Here is a 21781-nt window from a genome sequence, read left to right as displayed (position 1 = left end):
GAGGTTTGCCTCCGATGATCCGCTCCATCCTCTCGGTGGGCGGCTGGACCCTGGTCTCGCGCGTGACCGGCTTCGCCCGGGACGTGGTGATGGCCGCCGTGATGGGGGCGGGGCCGATGGCCGACGCCTTCGTGGTCGCGTTCCGGTTGCCGAACCATTTCCGCGCGATCTTCGGCGAGGGCGCGTTCAACACCGCCTTCGTGCCGGCCTATGCCGGGCTCGCCGAGTCGGGCAGCTCCGGCGAGGCGCATCACTTCGCCGACCGCGTCTTCACCCTGATGCTGATCGTGCAGCTGGTGCTGCTGAACCTCGCCCTGCCGGCGATGCCCTGGGTGGTGCATGCCCTGGCCCCGGGCTTCGCCGAGGACGGCGAGCGCTTCCAGCTGGCGGTGGCGCTGACCCGCATCACCTTCCCGTACCTGCTGTTCATGACCCTGGTGACGCTGCTGTCGGGCATCCTCAACGCCCACCGGCACTTCGCCGTGGCGGCAGGCGCCCCGGTGCTGCTCAACCTCGCCATGCTGGCGGCCCTGTCGGTGAGCTTCCTGTTCCCCAACGCCGCCTATGCGGCCGCCTGGGGCGTGGCGGTCTCGGGCGTGCTGCAATTCGGCCTGCTGTGGTGGGGCTGCCGCCGCGCCCGGGTGATGCCCGACCTCGCCGTGCCACGCTCCGACCCGGCGCTGAAGCGGTTCTTCGTGGTGCTCGGACCCGCGGTGATCGGGTCGGCCGGGTTCCAGATCGCGGCCTTCGCCGACACGATCATCGCCAGCTGGCTGCCGACCGGTGCGGTCTCGGCCCTGTACTACGCCGACCGGCTCTACCAGCTGCCGTTCGGGGTGATCGCGATCGCGGCCGGCACCGTGCTCCTGCCGGAGATGAGCCGGCGGATCGCGGCCGGCGACGTCGCCGGCGCGCACGCGGCGCAGAACCGGGCGGCGGGGTTCTCCCTGGCCCTGTCGGCGCCGTTCACGGTGGCGTTCCTGACCATCCCGGGCCTGATCATGGCGGCTCTGTTCCAGCGCGGCGCCTTCAGCGCCGAGGACGCGTCCAGGGCCGCCTCGGTTCTGGCCGCCTACGGGCTCGCCTTGCCGGCCGTGGTGCTGGTGCGCAGCGCGGTGGCGAGCTTCTACGCCCGACAGGACACCAAGACCCCGCTCTGGGCGTCGCTGACGGCGATCCTCGTCAACGTCGCGCTGAAGCTCTGGCTCACCGGGCCCTACGGCGTCACCGGGCTGGCGCTGGCGACGGCGGTCAGCCAGTGGGTGAACCTGCTGATCCTCGTCGTCCTGGCCAAGCGCCGCGGCTGGACGGCCCCGGGCCGCACCCTCGGCCTCACGGTTCTGGGCGTCGGTCTCGCCTGCCTCGCGCTGGCGGGCGTGGCCGTCTACGGCCAGGGGCTCGCCGAGGCGCTGGTGCCGGCCCTGTCGCACGGGCGCGAGATCGCCGTCCTGGCGGTGCTGGGCCTCGCCGGAGCGGCCATCTATGGCGGCCTGCTGGCTGGCCTGCTGCACCTGTTCGGCCTGCGCCTGCGCCGCGCCTGAGAAACACCGTCCCATCGAGCCGGACTCGCCGCCGCGCCTGCGAGTCCCAGATCGTCCCTGAGCGCCATTGAGGAATGCCATGACCAAGGACTTGCTCCCGGGCGTGAAGGCCGTTGTGTTCGATGCCTACGGCACGCTGTTCGACGTGAACGCCGCGGTCCAGCGTTACGCCGACGCGGTCGGGCCGGATGCCGAACACCTCTCCGAGGTCTGGCGCAACAAGCAGCTCGAATACAGCTGGACCCTGTCGCTGATGGGCCGCTACGCCGCCTTCTGGGACCTCACCGTGCGCGCCCTCGACTATGCCCTGGCGGTCCATCCGAGCGTGGATCCCGGATTGCGCGAACGACTCCTCGACGCCTACCGCGACCTCGATGCCTATCCGGAGGTGCCGGGCGTGCTGGCATCCTTGTGCAAGCGCGGCCTGCGCACGGCGGTGCTGACCAACGGCAACGCCGCGATGGTCGACCGGGCGGTGGCCTCGGCGGGGCTCGCCGACCATCTCGATGCCGTGCTCTCGGTGGACGACGCGCAGGTGTTCAAGACCCATCCCGACGCCTACCGAATCGCGCTGCTCCGGCTCGCGGTGGGGGAAGCGGACGTGCTGTTCTGCTCCTCCAACCGCTGGGACGTGGCCGGCGCCCACGCGTTCGGGTTCCGCACCGCCTGGGTGAACCGCCGGGGGCTGCCGGACGAATACGCCGACCTCGCTCCCACAGGCGTGATCGGGTCCCTCGACGGGCTGCTCTGAACCTGCGCGCTCGCAGTGCCCGGCTTCGGAGATTTTTAATCGTCCCGGTGTTGGATCCTCCTCAACACGAACGGGAGATGTTGCGCGTGGCCACGAACGGTTCCTTCACGACGATCCGCGCCGGGGCCGCAGCCCTCGCGGCAGCCCTGGTGCTCGGGGCCGTCGCCCCGGCCACCGCCCGCGACCAGACCGGCGCGATCCTCGGCGGCCTCGCGGCCGGCATGGTCGGCGGCGCTCTCATCGCCGGCGCGAACCAGCCCCCGCCGCCCCCGCCGCCGGAGTACCGCCCGCGCCGCGTGGTGGTCGAGGAGCCCGAGACCGTCGTGGTCCGCGAGCGCCGTGGCCCGATCTGCCATTACGAGCGCCGCAAAGAGTGGCTCGGCGACGGCGAGTTCACCTACCGCCGCGTCGAAGTCTGCGAATAAGAGGCTGCGCCGATCCCGCTTCTTCCCTCCCCCCTCTGCGGGGGAGGGTGGCCCCTGCGTCAGCAGGGGTCGGGAGAGGGGAGCGACGGAGCCGTAACGGTCGCGATCGGTGTCATAACCTGAATCGTCGCGCTGCCCCTCTCCCCCCCTGCCGCGCAGGGTACTCTCCCCCGCACAGGGGGGAGGGAGAAGCGGCACGGCCGCGCCCGTCACTTCCCCAGTCCGAGCTTCTCGCGCAGCTCCGGCGCGGTCGCCTCGTGGCCGAAGCCGGACGACCCCATGGCGAACTTGTCGGCATCCTTGAGCGGGCCGACCACCACCGGGTCGAACCCGGCGTCGCGGACCAGGCCTTCGGCGACCTTCAGCGCCGCGGGATCGTCGCCGGCGATCGGGATCGCCATCCGGCCGCCCGGCCGGTCCTTGCCGCCATCGGCGCCGGCCTTGGCGAAGACCTTGTAGTTGGCCGCATTGAAGGCCCGCACAAGCTTCGCGCCCGGGAAATACTTGGCCGAGGTCGTCCCGATGCCGTTCGCCTGGACCTCGTCGTAGAGCGCGCCGTCGCGCTTCTGCGTGGCGTTGCCGGCATCGAGCACGACCTTGCCGGCAAGCGACGCCGCCAAGTCCTTCGCGAGATCGGGATAGGCCTTGTAGGGCACCGCAACGAACACCGCGTCGCCGAACGTGATCGCCTCCTCGGGTGTCCCGGCCTTGGCCTTGGGGCCCAGCTCCGCGATCATCGGCGCCAGGGTCTCGGGATGGCGCGAGGCGAACATCACCTCGTGGCCGTCCTTGACCCAGAGGGTCCCGATCGTGCCGCCGATATTGCCGGCCCCGATCACCCCGATCCGGATCTTTTTGGGACTGTCCTGGGCCAGCGCCGGAAGGGCCGCCGCGACGGAGAAACCGGCGGCGAGGGCGAGCGCAGCGCGCCGCGTGGTGCGATCAGACCGCATCGATGAAGGTCTCCATCTGCTTGCGCTGGGCCGCATCGGGGAGTGGGCCCCGGGCGGCGGCGAGGTTGTCCTCGACATAGGCCACCTTGGCCATGCCGGGGATCGGGCAGGTCACGGCCGGATGGCCGAGTACGTATTTCAAGAAGAATTGCGGCCAGCTGGTGCAGCCGAGATCCTTCGCCACCGATGGAAGATCCTTGCCCTGCACCGCCTTGAACAGGCGGTCGCGGCCGAAGGGTACGTTGGTCATCACCGCCACGCCCGTCTCGGCGGCGAGCGGCAGCACGCGCTCGGCCGCGGCGCGGTTGTCGATGGCGTAATTCACCTGGATGAAGTCGAGCTTTTCGCGCTTCATCACGGCCTCGAGGGCGTCGAGCTGGCCGTCCCGCCAGACCGTGACGCCGACATAGCGAATCCGCTTGGTCCCCTTCAGGTCGCGCAGCACGGCGAGATTCGCATCCACGTCGATCAGGTTGTGGACCGCCACGAGATCGAGGCTCTCGACCTTCATCCGCTTCAGCGACCGCTCGAACTCGGCGAGCGTCGCGTCGCGGCCCTGGGTGTCGACCTTGCTGGCGAGAAAGATTTTTTGGCGCAAGCCGGGCTCGGCCAGGATCAGGCCCAGCACATCCTCGGCGGTGCCGTAGCTCGGCGCCGTGTCGATCACCGAACCGCCGAGCGACACGAAGCTCTGCACCGCCGCATTGAGCGGCGCCACCGTCTCGGGATTGGGCTCGACCTCGTAGCGCCGCGATGTGCCGATCCCGATCGCCGGCAGCATCTCGCCGCTGGACGGGATCGGCCGGCGGATCAACGGCTCGGCGGCCCAGGACGATCGCGCGGCAAGCGGCGCGAGGGCGGAGGCCGCTAGGACGGCACGACGGGATACGGGCATGGCCGGCCTCCGGCGGTGTCAGGACACAACCGGGAGATAGGGCGGTGCTCGGCGGATGTGTATTCGTTATTCTCACGCTTGCGCGAGCGCAGGGCGGCTGGACCGGCGGCGGAACGCGTCTGGTGACGCCGCGGTCGCACACCAGGACAAGGCGCCCCTTTTCCCGGCACCCGGAACGTCAGCGGAAGGCGATCCGGGACCCAGCAGGCGAGGCGCCGCGAGGCGGCATGATCCGGAAGCGCCTCGGTTGCAGGCGGACGCTGCGCGTCTTGTCGCGCTGGGTCCCGGGCGCATTCCGCTGATGCCGCATGCACCCGGGAAAGGGCGCGACGACGATGGCGACGCTCTCCAACGTCAACGGCGCGTGCGCGGCAGTTCCACCCGGCCCAAAACCCTAATCCTCCTCCGGCGGGTCCTCGAACGCGGCGCCCTCGGTATCCGGCGCGATCCGGAACCGGTACTCGTCGATCGCCAGGAAGGCGCGGTGGACAATCTGCGGGTCGAGGCCGTCGCGGACCACGATCGTCTGGAAGTCGATGAATAGCCGGGCGACGCGCGCCTCCTCCGACAGGGCCGCCAGCGCGGAGGAACTCGCGCCCGCGCGCATCACGTAGCGCTTCGCCGCGCCGGCCTCGTCGGGCGCCGGCAACACGACGATCTGCCCGGCCGTCTCGGGTTTCAGCTCCGCCCAGCGGGCGGGCGTCCACGCAATGATGGCCTCGATCTGCTTCATCGGCACCTCCGGCGGCTCGGGATGATCCGCCTAAGCATCATTTGCCGGAGGGGTCACCGGGTGGGCGGTGAAAATGTTGCGGGATTCAGAATTTCGCCCCTCGGCGCCTTCTTGCGCCGATTGTTCGCGAGGATAAGTCGGTTCAGGTCAATCATCGCCGATCGTCATTGCGAGCGCAGCGAAGCAACACAGTGCAGCGCGCGATCCCCGAATGTCGCCCTTCCCTGTTGGTGTGGACGGCCCCTGCCCGGGACGGTGTGCCATGATGAGGGTGTCGAGCACGCATCAGCAGGAGCCGTCCACGGAGCATCCGATCCGCATCGGTCTGGATACGTCGAAGCGTTTGTTTCAGGTGCACGGGGTCGATGCGCGCGAGCGGGTCGTGCGGCGGCGGCAACTCAAGCGCGATCAGCTGTTGGGTTTCTTTGCGTAGCTGCCGCCGACGCCGGTGGCGCTGGAGGCCTGCGGGGCCTTGCATCACTGGGGGCGTGAACTCACGACGCTGGGCCATGATGTGCGCCTGATCGCGCCGCAGCTGGCCAAGCCGTACGTGAGCCGGGGCAAGAACGACGCCGCCGACGCCGCGGCGTTGTGCGAGGCGGCGAGCCGGCCGACGATGCGGTTCGTTCCGGTGAAGTCGACCGAGGAGCAGGCGGCGCTGATGCTGGCGGGCCAGCGGGTGCGTCGGGTGCGCCAGCGGGTGCAGCTGGCCAACACGGTCCGCGGGCATGCGGGCGCGTACGGGATCGTGGCGCCCAATCGTGGCGCCCAAGGGGGCGGCGGCGATCGGGCCGCTGCTGCGGCAGCTGGCGCACGCCGACATCCCGGATCTGGCGCGGACGCTGTTTGCCGAGATCGAAGAGGAATACGCGGCCCTGCGCGCGCGGATCGCGGCGATCGATGCGCGGATGCGGGCGTGGTCGGCGGCCAACCCGACCGCGGTCCGGCTGCAGGCGATCCCCGGGGTGGGGCCGCGGATCGCCGCGTTGCTGGCGATGAAGACGCCCGATCCGCACCGCTTCGCCTCGATGCGGGACTACGCCGCCTGGCTGGGGCTGACGCCCAAGGACCACTCCACGGCGGGCCGGCAGCGGCTCGGATGCATCACCCGGGCGGGGGATCCAATGCTGCGCAGCCTGCTCGTGGTCGGGGCGACCGCGATCGTCTGGCGGGTTCGCGGCAAGATGCCGGCCAAGGGGGCGTCGGCCAGGAGTGAGCCAGGCGAGGCAGCGGCCGAAGCGGTCGCCTCCCGACTGGAGAGCTGGGTACGCGACCTGCTGGCGCGCAAGTCGCCCAAGCGCGTGGCGGTCGCCATGGCCAACAAGATCGCCCGCATCGCCTGGGTGCTGATGGCCCGGGGCGAGAGCTACCGCCAACCGGGCCTGTCCGGGCTGATCCCGATGCAGGCCGCCGCCTGAGGCGGCGAACCGCCCACCCGTCACGCGGCGCCCCCGACCGGGCCGGCGCCGCTTGAAGCGCTTGCAAGCAGAAGATGAGGAACCGGGATCGTTCGATCCGAGGCAGGCGATAAACCGTGCAACCCAGTGGCCGACCTTCAGGTCGTCTCTCTGTTTGGATCGCCCGCCGTGGACCCCAGCTTCGCCAGCAGCCGTGCTGCACCCAAAGGCCGGACACAGGGAGGCAAGCGAACGCCCGAGAAATCCCTCACCACCCCTTGCGAGAACGGGGCCGTCTACACATGGGTTGCTTCCCTCCGCTCGCGATGACGGTTTTCGGTGTGGGCCCTACCCGCGCCCGGCCTGCGCGATCACCGCCGCGCTGATCCCCCGCGCCACCGGCCGGCCGCCGCGCTCTTCGCCGAGGCGATCCCGGTCGTCGCCGGGCTGCAGGTTGGCGATCAGGTCGCGGATCTGGCCGTCGAGCGGCTGGCCTGGATCGAGCACGACGTGGACCGCGCCGGTCGCCACCATGTTGTCGAGGCCGGGAGCGAAGACCGGGGTCGATTTCGCCATCTCTCGTAGCGTGTCGAGCGGCAGCTTGGTCACCTTCGCCACCGAGGGCAGGTCCATCACGCTCGGGTTGGCGCCGGGCAGCGCCGCCAGGATCCGGGTCGCCAGCGCGGTGGCGATGAAGGCGCCGGCGGCCGAGTGGCCGTAGATCAGACCGATGGTCGGGTGGGCGGAGCGGTCGGCGAGCAGCAGCGCCTTGGCAAGATGGGCCAGATACTCGTTGAGCCCCAAAAGCTCGTCGCGCCGGCTCATGCGCTGGCTGTCGGAATCGACCACCACCAGGATCGGCGCCTTGTCGCCCGCCCGCACCGCGTCGAGCACGGCGCGCGACAGGATCAGCGCCCCGTCGACCCCGAGCGGCGTGTCGCCGTCGACCCCGACGACGAGAAGGTTGCCTTGCCCGAACGAGCCGCTCCCGGTCACGAGACCGTCGCGGACCGTGACGGAATGGCCCTGCGGAAATAACCCGGCCAGGATCTCAGCGAGCGTCATGGTCGGCCTCCCTCACCCGGGACACGGTCTCGTCGAAGGCGCGCGTGTCCATGGCGGGCACCGCCTCCGAGTCGTTGACGCCAAGCCGGGCCCAGATTTCGGTGGCGTCCCGGCAATCGCCGAAGCGCGCGATCCGGGATTCGAGCCGCGCCTGCTCGGCCTCCAGGGTCGCGAGGTCGAAGGCGGGCGCCCGGCCGATCAGGTCGAGGGCGGCTTCGCGGAAGGCCGAGACGCTGTCGGTGCAGAAGGCGTCGGCGCCGCCGATCAGCCGTCGGTGCTTTCCGCCCATGGTCCGCCAGACCAGCGCCCGGTCGCGGGAATCGAACTCTTCCGCGCCCTTGTTGGTCTCGATCACCTCGGGGCCCGAGACCGAGATCCGGCCGCCCTCAGAGACGGCGAGCCGCGAGCAGGTGCCGGCGATCAACCCGCCGCCGCCGTAGCAGCCGGCCCGGCCGCCGATCAGCCCGATCACCGGGATGCCGGCCGCGCGGACATCGACGATCGCCCGCATGGTCTCGGCGATGGCGGTCTCGCCGGCATTGGCCTCCTGGAGCCGGACGCCGCCGGTATCGAACAGGATCAGCACGGCCGCGGGCTTCAGGGTGAGCGCGGCGCGCAGGAGCCCGACGAGCTTCGCGCCGTGGATCTCCCCGAAGGCGCCGCCCATGAACCGGCCCTCCTGGGCGGCCACCAGCACCGGCTTGCCGTCGAGCGCGGCGCGGCCGACCACGATGCCGTCGTCGAAGGCCCGCGGCAGGTCGAACAGCGGCAGGTGCGGGCTCATGCGCCGCTCGGTCGGGGGCAGGAACTCCTGGAAGCTGCCGGGATCGGCCAGAGCGACCACGCGCTGGCGGGCGGTGGCCTCGTACCAGCTCAGGGCGTCGGGATCGGTGCTCGCGGCGTGCGCGCCAGCCATGGTCAGGCCTCCATCAGCCGGGCGCCCTGGAGCAGGCGCAGGGATACGGTGTCGGGACGGGCGCCGCCATCATTGATGCTGATGCGCAGGCCGCCGGGCTGGGCGCGGGCGACGAAATCCGCCACCACCGCCTCCCAGACAGGGCCGTAGCCGGCGATCGGCGTCTCGATGGCAACCTCGCAGGCATCGGGCGGCAGCACCCGCTCCAGCAGGATCTCCAGATTGCCCGACGCTACCACGCCTGTGATGGCGTTCGGCACCGAGCCGGGCAGCGGCTTTTGGGTGGTGTGGCGGAAGGTCAGGGATTCCATGGTCGGTTCCTCGCAGGACGTCCCGTCATCCAAACAGAACACCTCATCCTGAGGTGCCGGAGCGTAGCGGAGGCCTCGAAGGAGCCCTCCCGTGATCTGAGCGGCCTCTGGAGGCCTCCTTCGAGGCCGTGCGATCTGCGATCGCGCGGCACCTCAGGATGAGGGTGCGGATGGGAGTGGCCGGCCCATCGCGGTCGTCTCACCAGTTCCGGAACTTCGCGGGCGGCTCGTAGAGGCCGCCCGACCAGTGCACCAGATCCTTGATCGATTTCGCGGCCAAGAGCGCCCGGTCGGCGTCGAGGGGTTCGATGCCGAGATCCTCGGGACGGCGGATCACGCCGCGGGCGCGCAATTCTTCGACCTTGGCGCGGTCCCGGCCGCGGCCGACATCGGTGTAGCCGGCGACGCCGCGGATCGCCTGCTCGCGCTCGTCGGCGTCGCGGCACAGCAGGAGGTTGGCGATGCCCTCCTCGGTGACGATGTGGGTGACGTCGTCGGCGTAGATCATCACCGGCGCCAGCTCGAGCCCGATCTTCTTCGCCAGCTCCAAGGCATCCAGCTTCTCTACGAAGGTCGGCACCAGCTTCTCCCCGAAGGTCTCGACCAGTTGCACCACCAGCTTGCGGCCGCGCATCAGCGCCGGATCGCCGACGATCTGGCCCTCGCGGCCGGCCTTCATCCAGGGATCGGACGGGTGGCGGCGGCCATGCGGGTCGGAGCCCATGTTGGGCGCGCCGCCGAAGCCCGCCACCCGCGACTGCGTGATCGTCGAGGAATGGCCCATCAGGTCGATCTGGAGCGTCGCGCCGATGAACATGTCGCAGGCGTAGAGGCCGGCGGTCTGGCAGAAGGCCCGGTTCGAGCGCAGGGAGCCGTCGGCCCCGGTGAAGAAGATGTCCGGGCGTGCGCGGATGTAGCGGTCCATGCCGACTTCCGAGCCGAAGCAGTGGACCTGCTGGACCCAGCCGGATTCGATCGCCGGGATCAGGGTCGGGTGCGGATTGAGCGCCCAGTGGGTGCAGATCTGGCCCTTGAGCCCGAGCTTCTCGCCGTAGGTCGGCAAGAGCAGTTCGATGGCGGCGGTGCCGAATCCGATCCCGTGATTGAGGCGGCGGATGCCGTATTCCGAATAAATGCCCTTGATCGCCATCATGGCGATCAGGATCTGGGTCTCGGTCATCGCCGCCGGGTCGCGGGTGAACAGCGGCTCCACATAGAACGGCGTGTCGGCTTCGACCACGAAGTCGATCCGGTCGCCCGGGATGTCGACCCGCGGCACCGTGTCGACGATCTGGTTCACCTGGGCGATGACCACGCCGTTCTTGAAGGCGGTGGCCTCCACGACGGTGGGCGTGTCCTCGGTGTTGGGGCCGGTATAGAGGTTGCCGTCCCGGTCGGCCGAGACGCCGGCGATCAGCGCCACGTTCGGCGTGAGATCGACGAAGTAGCGGGCGAACAGCTCGAGATAGGTATGCACCGCGCCGAGCTGGATCTGGCCACCGTAGAGCATCTTGGCGATGCGGGCGCCCTGCGGGCCGGAATAGGAATAGTCGAGCCGTTTGGCGATGCCGGTCTCGAACACGTCGAGATGCTCCGGCAGCACGATGCCCGACTGGACCATGTGCAGGTCGTGGACCTTGCCCGGGTCGCAGGCGGCGAGCCCCCGGGCCAGGCAATCGGCCTGCTTCTGGTTGTCGCCCTCCAGGCAGACCCGGTCGCCGGGGCGGAGCACCGCCTCCAGCAGATCGACCACGGCATCGGCCGGGACGACCTTGCCGTCGGCATGGGCGCGCCCCGCCGCGATGCGGGCGTCGCGCGCCTCTCGTTCGCCGCGCCACTGGGTCATCCAGCTGTCTCCTATGGTATGCAAGAGGCAGGATATGCCCGCGATCCGGCATTTTCAAAGCGAAAGTTATCACGGTTTCGTATACGGGATTGCCGAAGTGTCAATATCTTGCATACTGGTCGACAACCAACAACGGACTGATTCGGGAAGGAAACGCCCCATGCCGAGCGCGTCGAAACGGGCGCTGCGCTGCGCCGAGAACGGTCCTGCCGGAGGGCAACGCCGATGATCGTCCTGGGTGTCGCCCTCCTGGCCGCGTGCACGCTGATCGGCGTGTATCTCGGCGATCTCCTCGGCGTCGCACTGGGGGTGAAGGCCAATGTCGGCGGCGTCGGCATCGCCATGATCCTGCTGATTCTCGCCCGGCTCTGGCTGTCCCGCCGGGGCGGCCTGACCAAGGGCATCCAGTTCGGCGTCGAGTTCTGGGCCGGCATGTACATCCCGATCGTGGTCGCCATGGCGGCCCAGCAGAACGTGGTCGCGGCGGTGAGCGGCGGCCCGATCGTGATCATCGCGGCGACCGGCTCCCTGGTCCTGTGCTTCGGCGCCGTGGCGCTGCTCAGCCGGATCGGGCGGCGCGACCCAGGCAGCCCGGCGGTCGAGCACGGCGGATCGGTGATCGGCGGCGAGGCCGATCCGGTGCCGGCCGGGAAGCAGGGGTGAGCGCCATGGAACTCGGACATCAGATCTGGCACGGCATCGAGCATGTCTTCATCGAGCAGAGCCTGGTGGCGGCCTTCGCGGTCGTCGGGGCGCTGATCCTCGTCTCCAACCTGGCAGCCAAACGCTTCACGAAGGGCCGCGTTCACGGCTCGGCCATCGCGATCGTGCTCGGGCTGGTGCTCGCCTATTTCGGCGGTCTGTATACCGGCGGGAAGAAGGGCATCGCCGACATCCCGGCGCTGGCCGGGATCGGCCTGATGGGCGGGGCGATGCTGCGTGACTTCGCCATCGTCGCCACCGCCTTCGAGGTGGACGTGACCGAGGCCCGGCGGGCCGGGCTGATCGGCGTGCTGGCGCTGGCGCTCGGCACGATCATTCCGTTCCTCGTCGGCACGCTCACGGCGGTCGCGTTCGGCTACCACGACGCGGTCTCGATCACGACGATCGGGGCCGGGGCGATCACCTACATCGTCGGCCCGGTGACCGGGGCGGCGATCGGGGCGGATTCCACCGTCATGGCGCTGTCCATCGCGACCGGGGTGACCAAGGCCGTGATGGTGATGGTCGGCACGCCGCTGGTCGCCAAGCTGATCGGCCTCGACAACCCGCGCTCGGCCATGGCCTATGGCGGGCTGATGGGCACGGTGAGCGGCGTCGCCGGTGGCCTCGCGGCGACCGACCCGAAGCTCGTGCCCTACGGGGCGCTCACGGCCACCTTCCACACCGGAATCGGCTGCCTGGTCGGTCCCTCGATCTTCTACTTGACGGTGCGGGCGCTGGTCGGTTGAGCGTTCCGAAGCGCTCGCCGTCGCAGGGGATACCGGTTCGGCGTCAGTGAGCGCGCCCGATCTGAAGGGGCGCGGGACCAGCGGATGCACGGCGAAATCCAGACGATCGACAGCGGCCTGCTCTCGGACCGGATCCGCAACGCGCTCACCGACGCGATCACCTCGGGCGAACTCCCGGCCGGGACGGCGCTCGACGAGCAGAACCTCGCCCAGCGCTACGGCGCCTCGCGCACCCCGGTGCGGGAGGCCCTGCGCCAGCTCGCGGCCTCGGGGCTGGTCGAGGTCCGGCCCCGCCGGGGCGTGGTGGTGGCCCGGCTGACGCCGGAGCGCATCGCCGACATGTTCGAGACCACCGCGGAAATCGAGGCGCTCTGCGCCCGGCTCGCGACCTACCGGATGACGCCGCTGGAGCGGGGCCGGCTGATGGACCTCCACGCGGATTCCGCCGCCGCCGTGGAAGCCGGGGACGTGGACGCCTACGACCGGCTCAACCGCGCCTTCCACGAGTCGCTCTACGCAGCGACCCATAACGGCTTCATGGCCGAGCAGGCCCTGGCGATCCGCGAGCGCCTGGCCGCCTTCCGCCGGACCCAGCTCCGCCACGCCGACCGGATCCGCCGGTCTTGGGACGAGCACGGCGAGATCCTTTCGGCGATTGCCGAGGGCGACGGCGAGCTGGCCGCCCGGCGGATGCGCGCGCACATGCTGCGGGCCGCGGCGGCGTTGGGGCGGTTTATTGCGGATACGGTTTCCTGAGGGGGTAATATTCTTGGCGCATGCGCCAGTTACAAGCGATACGCAAAGCGAATTTTTTCTTGCAAGTCGCGGTGCCGGCCATACAGCCGTCAAGCTTGGCGAACGTGAGGTAGTCAGGTACGCCTTGTGAATGCACCCTGCTCAAGCTCAGAATCTAAATCCTGGATCACGGTGGCAGCGGTGGGACCCGCATATTCATGCGCCCGGAACCGTACTCAATGACCAGTTCCGTGGCGACTGGAACGCATATCTCACGGCTTTAGAAAATGCCGATCCACCAATCGTTGCCATCGGCGCAACCGATTACTATTTAACTAGGACCTACAAACAAGTTGCAGACGCGAAGAAATCTGGGCGCCTTCAGTATTGTAAATTAATATTTCCTAATGTTGAGATGCGTTTGGCAGTCGGAACGGTTAAGGGCAACTGGGCAAACATTCACCTTCTTGTTAGTCCGGAAAAGGAAGATCACTTAACCGAATTGCATCGCTTTCTCGCGCGACTCACTTTTGAAGCTTTCGGAACCACATTCCCATGCACGCCTGATGAACTAATACGGCTTGGGAAGCGATCAGACTCAGCTATCAAGGATGACGAGGCCGCACTCAAAAAGGGCTGCGAACAATTTAAAGTCAATTTTACACAGTTGAAGACCGAATATAAAAAAGACAGGTGGGCTGAAGAAAATATTTTAGTGGCTGTTGCTGGTGGCGCGGATGGCACGTCTGGTATTCGAGATGCGGCGGATCAAACTCTTCGTCAAGAGATAGAGACATTTGCACATATAGTATTCTCTAGCACCCCAAGCCAACGTCCTTTTTGGCTCGGTGAGGGTATTTTGTCAGCGGATGACGTTCGCGCTCGTTATGGTTGCTTGAAGCCGTGCTTACACGGTTTGGATGCGCACACTGCAAGTAAAGTCGGCGTCCCATTTGAGGAGCGATATTCTTGGATTAAAGGCGAAGCTACCTTCGACGCCCTGCGCCATGCCTGTATTGACCCCAGCAGTCGTGCGTTTGTAGGAGCATTTCCTCCCGAGTCTGCATCTCCATCTCAAGTAATATATAGTATTGAGTTGCTTGGAGCTCCCTGGGCAAAATCGCCAGTACTGTTGTTGAACCCAGGTCTCGTCGCCATTATCGGCGCACGAGGTTCTGGAAAGACTGCCTTAGCCGATATGATCGCGGCCGGCTGCCATGCCGTTGGCGAACCTCTTAATCCGCAATCATTTTTAGTGCGCGCACGCGAAGAGTTGTCTGATACTATAGTAAAAATTACATGGGGAAACGGCAGTCAGACAACATGCAAGCTTGATGATTGCATCAGTTCAGAAGAGCTTCAATTTCCCAGAGCGAGATACCTATCCCAGCAGTTTGTCGAAGATTTATGCTCGGCAACTGGAATGACCGATGCTTTGCTTAGGGAAATTGAACGTGTAGTTTTTGAAGCCCACGATTTGTCTTCTAAGGAAAATACGGTAAGTTTTTCAGAACTTCTGGAACTAAAAGCTTCAAGATATAGGATTGCTCGTGAACGGGAGGAAGCGGCTCTAACTCTGTTATCTGGGCGCATAGGGTCTGAGCTAGAGAAGGATCGCATATGCCCTGAAGTCGATAGGCAAGCAGTCCGCGCAAGAGCGATTCTTGATTCGTATAAAAAGGATCGTGATCAATTAGTCGTCAAAGGTAGCGAAATACGAATGAAGCGCCTTGGAGAATTGACGGTTGCGGCTGAAAAAGTGCGTGGCTATTTACGCGCATTTCGGAATCGGGAGCAAGCGTTGCTAGCTCTCCGAGACGAAGTAGGCGATTTGCGACGCAATCAGGCACCAGAAAAGCTGCGCCTCTCTCAAGAGCGGTTCCGTGCGACAGGTATAGAAGGGGACGAGTGGCAGGCATTTCTGCTAGATTATAAAGGAGATGTAGATACCTCATTGGTTGAGCATATTAAAAAAGTTGAAGAACAAGTGGAAAGTTGGCGTGGAAAACCCCATGTTGCGCGAATAGATTTAGATCACCCTCTTCTGTCTGATGAGGCTGATCTCAATAGGCAGTCACTGTCTTCTCTCGAAGCAGAAATTGCGAGACTGGAAAAACTGATCAACATTGACAAAGTCGCCGCACAGAAATTTGCCGCAATATCAAGAAAGATATCAGAAGAAAACGTATCACTTCAGCGCGTCGAAGAAAAATTGAAGGATTGTCAGCAAGCTAAGGAACGTGCAGAATCCCTGATTGAAGAACGAAATTATACATATCTCCGAGTTTTTGAGGCAATTCTGAGTGAGCAAACAGTACTAGAAGAACTATATGCGCCTTTAATGGAACGTCTTGATGGCGCGACTGGTACTCTGTCCAAACTTTCTTTTTCCGTAAAGCGGGTTGCAGATGTAGCTCGCTGGGCTGAATACGCGCAGAATGAACTGTTAGATTTGAGACGTACAGGTCCATTCAGAGGAAAAGGTTCCTTACAGCAGATCGCAGAAGAATTGCTTAAGCCAGCATGGGAGACGGGTAGCGCGGAAGATATTAGAGAGGCGATGAAGCGCTTTAGATCGGAAAATCAAAACGAGTTATTATCACATTCGCGCGTCTCAAAGGCAAGCCAAGAAGATTTTCGCGCATGGCTCAAGAAATTTGCGCATTGGATATTTGATACCTCGCACATATCGATTCAGTACAGCATTGACTACGACGGGCTAGATATTCGCAAATTATCTCCAGGGACACGCGGAGTAGTCTTACTTTTACTTTATCTGGTTTTGGACAACCGTGATGATCGTCCATTGATTATCGATCAGCCGGAAGAAAATCTCGATCCTTTGTCAATCTATCAAGAGCTCGTTGGACTATTCGTGGACGCGAAGGTAAAGCGTCAGGTTATTATGGTAACGCATAATGCAAATTTGGTTATCAACACGGACGCCGACCAAATTATTGTTGCTACATCAGGGCCTCAGCCAGGTCGAGGCTTGCCATCAATTCGCTACAAGCCGGGCGGACTCGAGAATGCTGATATAAGGAAGGCCGTTTGCGATATCCTAGAAGGTGGTGACGTGGCTTTTCAGGAGCGTGCCCGACGTTTGCGTGTGACGTTGAGGCGTTGAGACGCTCCTGCTGAAACCACCACTCTGCCTCACACCACCTCCCGAGCCACCCCACTCTTCCCCACTCCGCTCCCACCAAGCGAATCCGCCAGCTTCCCAATCCGCTCGGCCGCCCGCCCGATCCCATCGGCGGCGCGCGCGGCGTCCTCGGCGCGGCTGCGCTCGGCGGCCTCGGCGGTCTTGCGCAGCGCGGCCGTCTCGGCCTCCAGGGCGGCGTGGCGGGCGCGCAGCTCGGCCAGCTCGTCGGCGATGGTCAGGGCGGCCATCACCTGCAGGCGCATGTCGCCGATCTCGCCAAAACTCTTGCGCATCTCGCCGATGCGCGTCCCAAAGCCCTCGGCCAGGCCGGTGAGATGGGCCTCCTCGCCGGCGCCGCAGGCCATGCGGTAGAGCTTTCCGTCGATGGTCACGTTGATCTGGGGCAAGGCTCGCTCCGGTGGGCGGCAGCGCGGGGAAGGGACCGGTCAGGCGCGGCCGAGCACGCCCTGGACCGTCTGGATCGCGCGGTCGAGCCGTTGGCCGACCACGCCGGTCGTGGCCTCGACATCGGCCAGATGCGCGCTCGCCGCGTCGAGGGCGGCGGCGAGCCGGGCCCGGTCCTCGTCCATCAGCGCCAACTCGGCATCCCGGTCGTCGGGCGCGGCCTCGGCCTCCAGGCGGCGGGCCACCACCGCGTCCAGGCGGGCCAGCGCGGCGTCGAGCCGGGCGAAGGCGTCGTCGATCGGGCTCGGGTCTGTGGTGTCGTCGGCCATGGGGCTCCGCGTGCCGCGCGCATCGTCCCGAACCGGGGTGGACGGCGTTCGGGATAGGGCGATGCGTCAGGGGTGCAAGTTTCGGCCGGATGCCCCCGGAATGCCAGTCCGAAATGTCGGTCCGCTTCCGCACCCGCGCGGCTCAGCAATCGCCGCCGCGCAAGCCTGTTTATTGGATGTGGGAGACGCCCGTGTTTGTCACAGGCGTGCGTTTGACAGGTCGAGGTGCCATGTTAGACAGCCGCGCGCCCTCGAAAGAGACCGCAAGAGACATGCCGGATGGCCGGTCCGTGACAGTCCCGAGACCCCTGCCGCCACCGTCGGAGCCGACGCGTGAGGGAAGCGGAGCCCGGCCTTTCCCGGCCCAGTTCATCGCAGGTTCAAATCCGCCCGCCCAGATCCGCCCCGCCCGGTCGGCCTGGACCCGGGCTGCCGAGACCGCGCCGAGGATCGTCCCCGCCGGTCCGGCGCGCGGTGAGCCGCATCAGGAAGGAGTGACGCCGTGACGAAGGTTGCCATCAACGGGTTCGGACGCATCGGCCGCAACGTCCTGCGCGCCATCGCGGAAGCCGGCCGGACCGACATCGAGGTCGTGGCGATCAACGATCTCGGCCCGGTTGAGACCAACGCCCACCTGCTCCGCTTCGATTCCGTGCACGGCCGGTTCCCCGGCGAGGTCGCGGTGGACGGCGAGTTCCTGGTGGTCAACGGCAAGCGCATCAAGGTCACGGCCGTGCGCAACCCGGCCGAGCTGCCGCACCGCGATCTCGGCGTCGACATCGCCCTGGAATGCACCGGCATCTTCACCTCGAAGGACAAGGCCAAGGCCCATCTCGACGCCGGCGCCAAGCGCGTCCTGGTCTCGGCCCCGGCCGACGGCGCCGACCTGACCGTGGTCTACGGCGTCAACCACGACAAGCTGACCGCCGAGCACCTCGTGGTCTCGAACGCCTCCTGCACCACCAACTGCCTGGCGCCGGTCGCCCAGGTGCTGGACGCGGCGGCGGGCATCGAGCGCGGCTTCATGACCACGATCCACTCCTACACCAACGACCAGCCGTCGCTGGACCAGATGCACAAGGATCTCTACCGGGGCCGCGCCGCCGCGCTGTCGATGATCCCGACCTCCACGGGCGCCGCCAAGGCGGTGGGCCTGGTCCTGCCGGAGCTGAAGGGCAAGCTCGACGGCACCGCGATCCGCGTGCCGACCCCGAACGTCTCGGCGGTGGACCTGGTGTTCACGGCCAAGCGCGCCACCTCGGTCCAGGAGATCAACGACGCGATCAAGGCCGCCGCCGCGGGCCCGCTCAAGGGCGTGCTCGGCGTGACCGACCGGCCGAACGTGTCGATCGACTTCAACCACGACCCGCATTCCTCGACCTTCCACCTCGACCAGACCAAGGTCATGGACGGCACCTTCGTGCGGATCCTGTCCTGGTACGACAACGAGTGGGGCTTCTCGAACCGCATGGCCGACACGGCCGTGGCGATGGCCAAGCTCCTCTGAAGAAACCTGCCGCCCGCCGGCCCGGAGAAGGGCGGCGGGCGTTTTGTCGAACCGAACGGCCTCACCTCGAACCAGGGATCATCCCGGGATGACCGACGCTTCGCAGGGCACGTCGAGCGGACAGGGCGCTGTCGTGACACCCGTGCCGAAACCCACCGCGCCCCCCGTGGCGGCCGCTCCGGTCTCCGCGACGCCGTCGCAGGGGCTGCCGGCCAGCCACCTGATCGACCAGCTCGCGCGCATCGAGGACAAGTGCTCGCGGATCGAGGACAAGTACGCGCGCTCCGAGGCGCTGCTGTCGCGGGTCGAGGACAAGGTCGAGAATGCCGCCAGCCGGATGAATGAATCCGCCCGGCAATCGGACCTCGCCGCCCTGCGCACCGAGATGCGCGGGCTCGCCGACCGCACCCGGCGGCTGCCCGGCACCGGCGCCCTGGTGCTCACCGCCGTGATCACCGCGGTCCTCACCGTCGTGCTGATGATCGCGGTGCAGCGCCTGAACCTCGACCGCCTGATCCCGGCGCCGGCCGCCACCACCGCCCAGTAATCGCAACAGGACCGCATGAGCGCCTTCCGCACCCTCGACGACGCCGGCGCCCTGACGGGCAAGCGCGTGCTGATGCGCGTCGATCTCAACGTGCCGATGGAGAGCGGCCGCGTCACCGACGCGACCCGCATTGAACGCGTCGTTCCGACCATCCGGGAGGTCGCCGACAAGGGCGCCAGGGTGATCCTGCTGGCTCATTTCGGCCGCCCCAAGGGCAAGCGCGAGCCGAAGGATTCTTTGGAGCCGGTGGTGCCGGCGCTGAGCCAGGCGCTCGGCCGCCCGGTCGCGTTCGCGGCCGATTGCGTCGGTGACGACGCGGCCCGGGCGGTGGCGGCCCTGAAGGACGGCGATGTTCTGCTCCTGGAGAACACACGCTACCACGCGGGCGAGGAGAAGAACGACCCGGCCTTCGCGGACGCCCTCGCGGCCAACGGCGACATCTACGTCAACGAGGCGTTCTCGGCCGCTCACCGCGCCCACGCCTCGACCGAGGGCCTGGCCCATCGCCTGCCGGCCTTCGCCGGTCGCGAGATGCAGGCCGAGCTGGAGGCCCTGACCAAGGGCCTGGAAGCGCCGCAGCGCCCGGTAATCGCGCTGGTCGGTGGCGCCAAGGTGTCGTCCAAGATCGACCTTCTGGAAAATCTCGTCGCCAAGGTCGATGCGCTGGTGATCGGCGGCGGCATGGCCAACACCTTCCTGCACGCGCAGGGAAAATCGGTCGGCAAGTCCCTCTGCGAGAAGGACCTTGCCGAGACCGCCACCCGCATCCTGGCCGCGGCGGACAAAGCCGGCTGCCGGATCATCCTGCCGGTGGACGCGGTGGCGGCGACCGAATTCAAGGCCCAGGCCCCGCATGAGACCGTGCCGGTGGATTCCGTGCCCGAGGGCAGCATGATCCTCGATGCCGGCCCGCGCTCGGTGGCCGAGATCAACGCCGCCATCGACGGCGCCAGGACCCTGGTCTGGAACGGTCCGCTCGGCGCCTTCGAGCTCGCCCCGTTCGACGCTGCCACGGTTGCCGCCGCGAAGCACGCGGCCGGGCGCACCAAGGCCGGCCAACTGGTCTCGGTGGCCGGCGGCGGCGACACCGTGGCCGCCCTCAACCACGCGGGCGTGGCCGCCGACTTCACCTACGTCTCGACTGCGGGGGGCGCCTTCCTCGAATGGCTCGAGGGCAAGGCCCTGCCGGGCGTCGAGGCGTTGCGGGCCAAGGGCTGACCAGCGCGCCGAAAACCGCGCGGCGGAGCCTCGCGTGCGCTCCTCCCGCGACTGCACGCACCTATCTATACTCCCGGCGTCGGACGGCGGGGGGCCTGAGTCGATGAGTGACAATGTGGAGAACGCGACGATCGAGATCCTGAAGGGCATTCAGGGCAGCATCGCGCAGTTGCGCAGCGAGACGCTCGCGCGCTTCGACAAGCTCGAGACGCGCATGGATCGCTTCGAAGCGCAGATCGAACGGCTTGATACGAGCATGCGCAAGGACCGGCGCAACGCTGCCGGCATGCTGGTGATGATGCGCGCGACCGCAGGCGACTTCGATGCCCGCGTCAGCGAGGTCGAAGAGCGGGTCGCGGTCCTTGAGAACAGGGCGAGCTAAGCGTCATTCACCGAACGGATAATCTGGTCGGCGTTTGACATGATGTACAGGTAAAAACCTCGGCAGACTTGCCTGTGCAAGTCCACTGAGGTTTCCGTCGCCGCGGGCGATCGGGCGGACCACCAGACGGCAAGCGGGAAGACAGACGACGATGGCACGGATCACCCTGAGGCAGCTCCTCGACCACGCGGCCGAGCACGAGTACGGCGTGCCGGCGTTCAACCTGAACAACATGGAACAGGGCCTGGCCATCATGGCGGCGGCCGATGCCACCGACTCGCCGGTGATCCTGCAGGCGAGCCGCGGCGCCCGCGCCTACGCCAACGACGTGGTGCTGGCCAAGCTGATCGACGGCCTGGTCGAGATCTACCCGCACATCCCGGTCTGCATGCATCTCGACCACGGGAACAACGAGGCGACCTGCGCCACCGCGATCCAATACGGCTTCACCTCGGTGATGATGGATGGATCGCTCAAAGCCGACGGCAAGACCCCCGCGGATTACACTTACAACGTCGAGATCACCCGCAACGTCACGAAGATGGCCCATTGGGCCGGCGTCTCGGTGGAAGGCGAGCTCGGCGTGCTCGGCTCGCTGGAGAGCGGCCAGGGCGAGGCCGAAGACGGCCACGGCGCCGAGGGCACGCTGAGCCACGACCAGCTGCTCACTGACCCGGATGAGGCGGTGAAGTTCGTGGAGGCCACTAAGGTCGACGCCCTCGCGGTCGCCATGGGCACCAGCCACGGCGCCTACAAGTTCACCCGTCAGCCCGACGGCGAGGTGCTGGCGATGAACGTGATCGAGGAGATCCACCGTCGCCTGCCGACCACCCACCTGGTGATGCACGGCTCCTCGTCGGTGCCGCAGGACCTTCAGGACATCATCAACCAGTATGGCGGCCAGATGAAGCCGACCTGGGGCGTGCCGGTGGAGGAAATCCAGCGCGGCATCAAGCACGGTGTGCGCAAGATCAACATCGACACCGACAACCGCATGGCGATGACCGGCCAGATCCGGAAGGTGCTCACCGAGAACCCGTCCGAGTTCGACCCGCGCAAGTACCTGAAGCCCGCCATGGACGCGATGACCAAGCTGTGCAAGCAGCGCTTCGAGGAGTTCGGCACCGCCGGCAAGGGCTCGAAGATCCGTCCGATCTCCGTCTCCGAGATGGCCAAGCGCTACGCCAGCGGCTCGCTCGACCCGAAGATCGGCGCGCGCTGACACGCCG

General features: G+C 66.7%; 21 protein-coding genes and 1 pseudogene. 13 read left to right on the top strand and 9 right to left on the bottom strand.

The window, feature by feature from the left end:
- Positions 1-14 precede the first annotated feature (14 nt).
- The 3 genes from murJ to MKL09_RS30070 all read left to right on the top strand — a co-directional run bounded on the left by murJ (position 15) and on the right by MKL09_RS30070 (position 2717).
- Entirely contained in the window at positions 15-1541 is a 1527-nt protein-coding gene (gene murJ / locus MKL09_RS30080) for a murein biosynthesis integral membrane protein MurJ (protein WP_244025617.1), read from the top strand.
- Between the two features lie 79 nt (positions 1542-1620).
- Positions 1621-2292 (top strand): haloacid dehalogenase type II, encoded by a 672-nt coding sequence (locus tag MKL09_RS30075; protein WP_244025616.1) that lies wholly within the window; start codon positions 1621-1623, stop codon positions 2290-2292.
- Between the two features lie 77 nt (positions 2293-2369).
- Positions 2370-2717 carry a hypothetical protein gene (locus MKL09_RS30070; protein ID WP_244025615.1) on the top strand — a complete coding sequence of 116 codons (348 nt, stop codon included), beginning with the start codon at positions 2370-2372 and terminating at the stop codon, positions 2715-2717.
- Positions 2718-2926: 209 nt separating this feature from the next.
- Here MKL09_RS30070 and MKL09_RS30065 read toward each other — a convergent pair whose 3' ends face one another.
- The 3 genes from MKL09_RS30065 to MKL09_RS30055 all read right to left on the bottom strand — a co-directional run bounded on the left by MKL09_RS30065 (position 2927) and on the right by MKL09_RS30055 (position 5298).
- Positions 2927-3670 (bottom strand): NADPH-dependent F420 reductase, encoded by a 744-nt coding sequence (locus MKL09_RS30065; protein ID WP_244025614.1) that lies wholly within the window; start codon positions 3668-3670, stop codon positions 2927-2929.
- Positions 3660-4565, bottom strand: a complete 906-nt coding sequence (locus MKL09_RS30060; RefSeq protein ID WP_244025613.1) for an aldo/keto reductase — start codon at positions 4563-4565, stop codon at positions 3660-3662. The genes MKL09_RS30065 and MKL09_RS30060 overlap by 11 nt, the downstream gene beginning before the upstream one ends.
- 394 nt (positions 4566-4959) lie before the next feature.
- Positions 4960-5298 (bottom strand): hypothetical protein, encoded by a 339-nt coding sequence (locus tag MKL09_RS30055; protein WP_244025612.1) that lies wholly within the window; start codon positions 5296-5298, stop codon positions 4960-4962.
- 265 nt (positions 5299-5563) lie between these two features.
- On the opposite strand from MKL09_RS30055, the pseudogene MKL09_RS30050 reads away from it, so the two are divergent.
- Positions 5564-6716: pseudogene (locus tag MKL09_RS30050) on the top strand (IS110 family transposase).
- 327 nt (positions 6717-7043) lie between these two features.
- On the opposite strand, the gene mdcE reads toward MKL09_RS30050, so the two are convergent.
- From mdcE to mdcA, 4 genes are all read right to left on the bottom strand, one after another.
- On the bottom strand, positions 7044-7760 hold the full coding sequence (gene mdcE, locus MKL09_RS30045; RefSeq protein ID WP_244025611.1) for a biotin-independent malonate decarboxylase subunit gamma: 717 nt from the start codon (positions 7758-7760) through the stop codon (positions 7044-7046).
- Complete coding sequence (locus MKL09_RS30040; protein ID WP_244025610.1) at positions 7747-8676, bottom strand: biotin-independent malonate decarboxylase subunit beta; 930 nt, start codon at positions 8674-8676, stop codon at positions 7747-7749. The genes mdcE and MKL09_RS30040 overlap by 14 nt, the downstream gene beginning before the upstream one ends.
- A 2-nt stretch (positions 8677-8678) precedes the next feature.
- Positions 8679-8987: a malonate decarboxylase acyl carrier protein gene (gene mdcC / locus MKL09_RS30035; RefSeq protein WP_244025609.1), complete on the bottom strand. Its 309-nt coding sequence runs from the start codon at positions 8985-8987 to the stop codon at positions 8679-8681.
- A 199-nt stretch (positions 8988-9186) separates the two neighbouring features.
- Positions 9187-10833 carry a malonate decarboxylase subunit alpha gene (gene mdcA / locus MKL09_RS30030; protein ID WP_244025608.1) on the bottom strand — a complete coding sequence of 549 codons (1647 nt, stop codon included), beginning with the start codon at positions 10831-10833 and terminating at the stop codon, positions 9187-9189.
- A gap of 225 nt (positions 10834-11058) precedes the next feature.
- Here mdcA and madL point away from each other — a divergent pair, with 225 nt between their 5' ends.
- The 4 genes from madL (at position 11059) to MKL09_RS30010 (ending at position 16146) form a co-directional block, all read left to right on the top strand.
- Positions 11059-11496, top strand: coding sequence for a malonate transporter subunit MadL (gene madL, locus MKL09_RS30025; RefSeq protein ID WP_244025607.1), 438 nt, complete (start codon positions 11059-11061; stop codon positions 11494-11496).
- Between the two features lie 23 nt (positions 11497-11519).
- Entirely contained in the window at positions 11520-12284 is a 765-nt protein-coding gene (gene madM / locus MKL09_RS30020) for a malonate transporter subunit MadM (protein WP_244025644.1), read from the top strand.
- Positions 12285-12368: 84 nt separating this feature from the next.
- Positions 12369-13040: a GntR family transcriptional regulator gene (locus tag MKL09_RS30015; protein WP_244025606.1), complete on the top strand. Its 672-nt coding sequence runs from the start codon at positions 12369-12371 to the stop codon at positions 13038-13040.
- Between the two features lie 130 nt (positions 13041-13170).
- Positions 13171-16146, top strand: coding sequence for a TrlF family AAA-like ATPase (locus MKL09_RS30010; RefSeq protein ID WP_244025605.1), 2976 nt, complete (start codon positions 13171-13173; stop codon positions 16144-16146).
- 29 nt (positions 16147-16175) lie between these two features.
- On the opposite strand, the gene MKL09_RS30005 is transcribed toward MKL09_RS30010, so the two are convergent.
- Together MKL09_RS30005 and MKL09_RS30000 are read right to left on the bottom strand one after the other, a co-directional pair.
- Entirely contained in the window at positions 16176-16571 is a 396-nt protein-coding gene (locus MKL09_RS30005) for a cell division protein ZapA (protein WP_244025604.1), read from the bottom strand.
- Positions 16572-16610: 39 nt separating this feature from the next.
- Positions 16611-16898, bottom strand: a complete 288-nt coding sequence (locus tag MKL09_RS30000; RefSeq protein ID WP_244025603.1) for a DUF4164 family protein — start codon at positions 16896-16898, stop codon at positions 16611-16613.
- Positions 16899-17400: 502 nt separating this feature from the next.
- Between MKL09_RS30000 and gap the strand changes: the two genes are divergently transcribed.
- From gap to fba, 5 genes are all read left to right on the top strand, one after another.
- Complete coding sequence (gap, locus tag MKL09_RS29995; RefSeq protein ID WP_244025602.1) at positions 17401-18405, top strand: type I glyceraldehyde-3-phosphate dehydrogenase; 1005 nt, start codon at positions 17401-17403, stop codon at positions 18403-18405.
- 88 nt (positions 18406-18493) lie between these two features.
- Positions 18494-18952 (top strand): hypothetical protein, encoded by a 459-nt coding sequence (locus tag MKL09_RS29990; protein WP_244025601.1) that lies wholly within the window; start codon positions 18494-18496, stop codon positions 18950-18952.
- A 15-nt stretch (positions 18953-18967) separates the two neighbouring features.
- Positions 18968-20170, top strand: a complete 1203-nt coding sequence (locus MKL09_RS29985; protein WP_244025600.1) for a phosphoglycerate kinase — start codon at positions 18968-18970, stop codon at positions 20168-20170.
- Positions 20171-20285: 115 nt separating this feature from the next.
- Positions 20286-20552 (top strand): hypothetical protein, encoded by a 267-nt coding sequence (locus MKL09_RS29980; protein WP_244025599.1) that lies wholly within the window; start codon positions 20286-20288, stop codon positions 20550-20552.
- Positions 20553-20703: 151 nt separating this feature from the next.
- Complete coding sequence (gene fba, locus MKL09_RS29975) at positions 20704-21774, top strand: class II fructose-bisphosphate aldolase (RefSeq protein ID WP_244025598.1); 1071 nt, start codon at positions 20704-20706, stop codon at positions 21772-21774.
- The last annotated feature ends 7 nt before the right edge of the window (positions 21775-21781 follow it).

It is taken from the genome of Methylobacterium sp. J-048 (assembly GCF_022829515.1).
Classification (GTDB): Bacteria; Pseudomonadota; Alphaproteobacteria; order Rhizobiales; family Beijerinckiaceae; genus Methylobacterium.
Note: the sequence above shows the minus strand (reverse complement) of the source record. Positions and strands in the feature narration are given on the sequence as shown.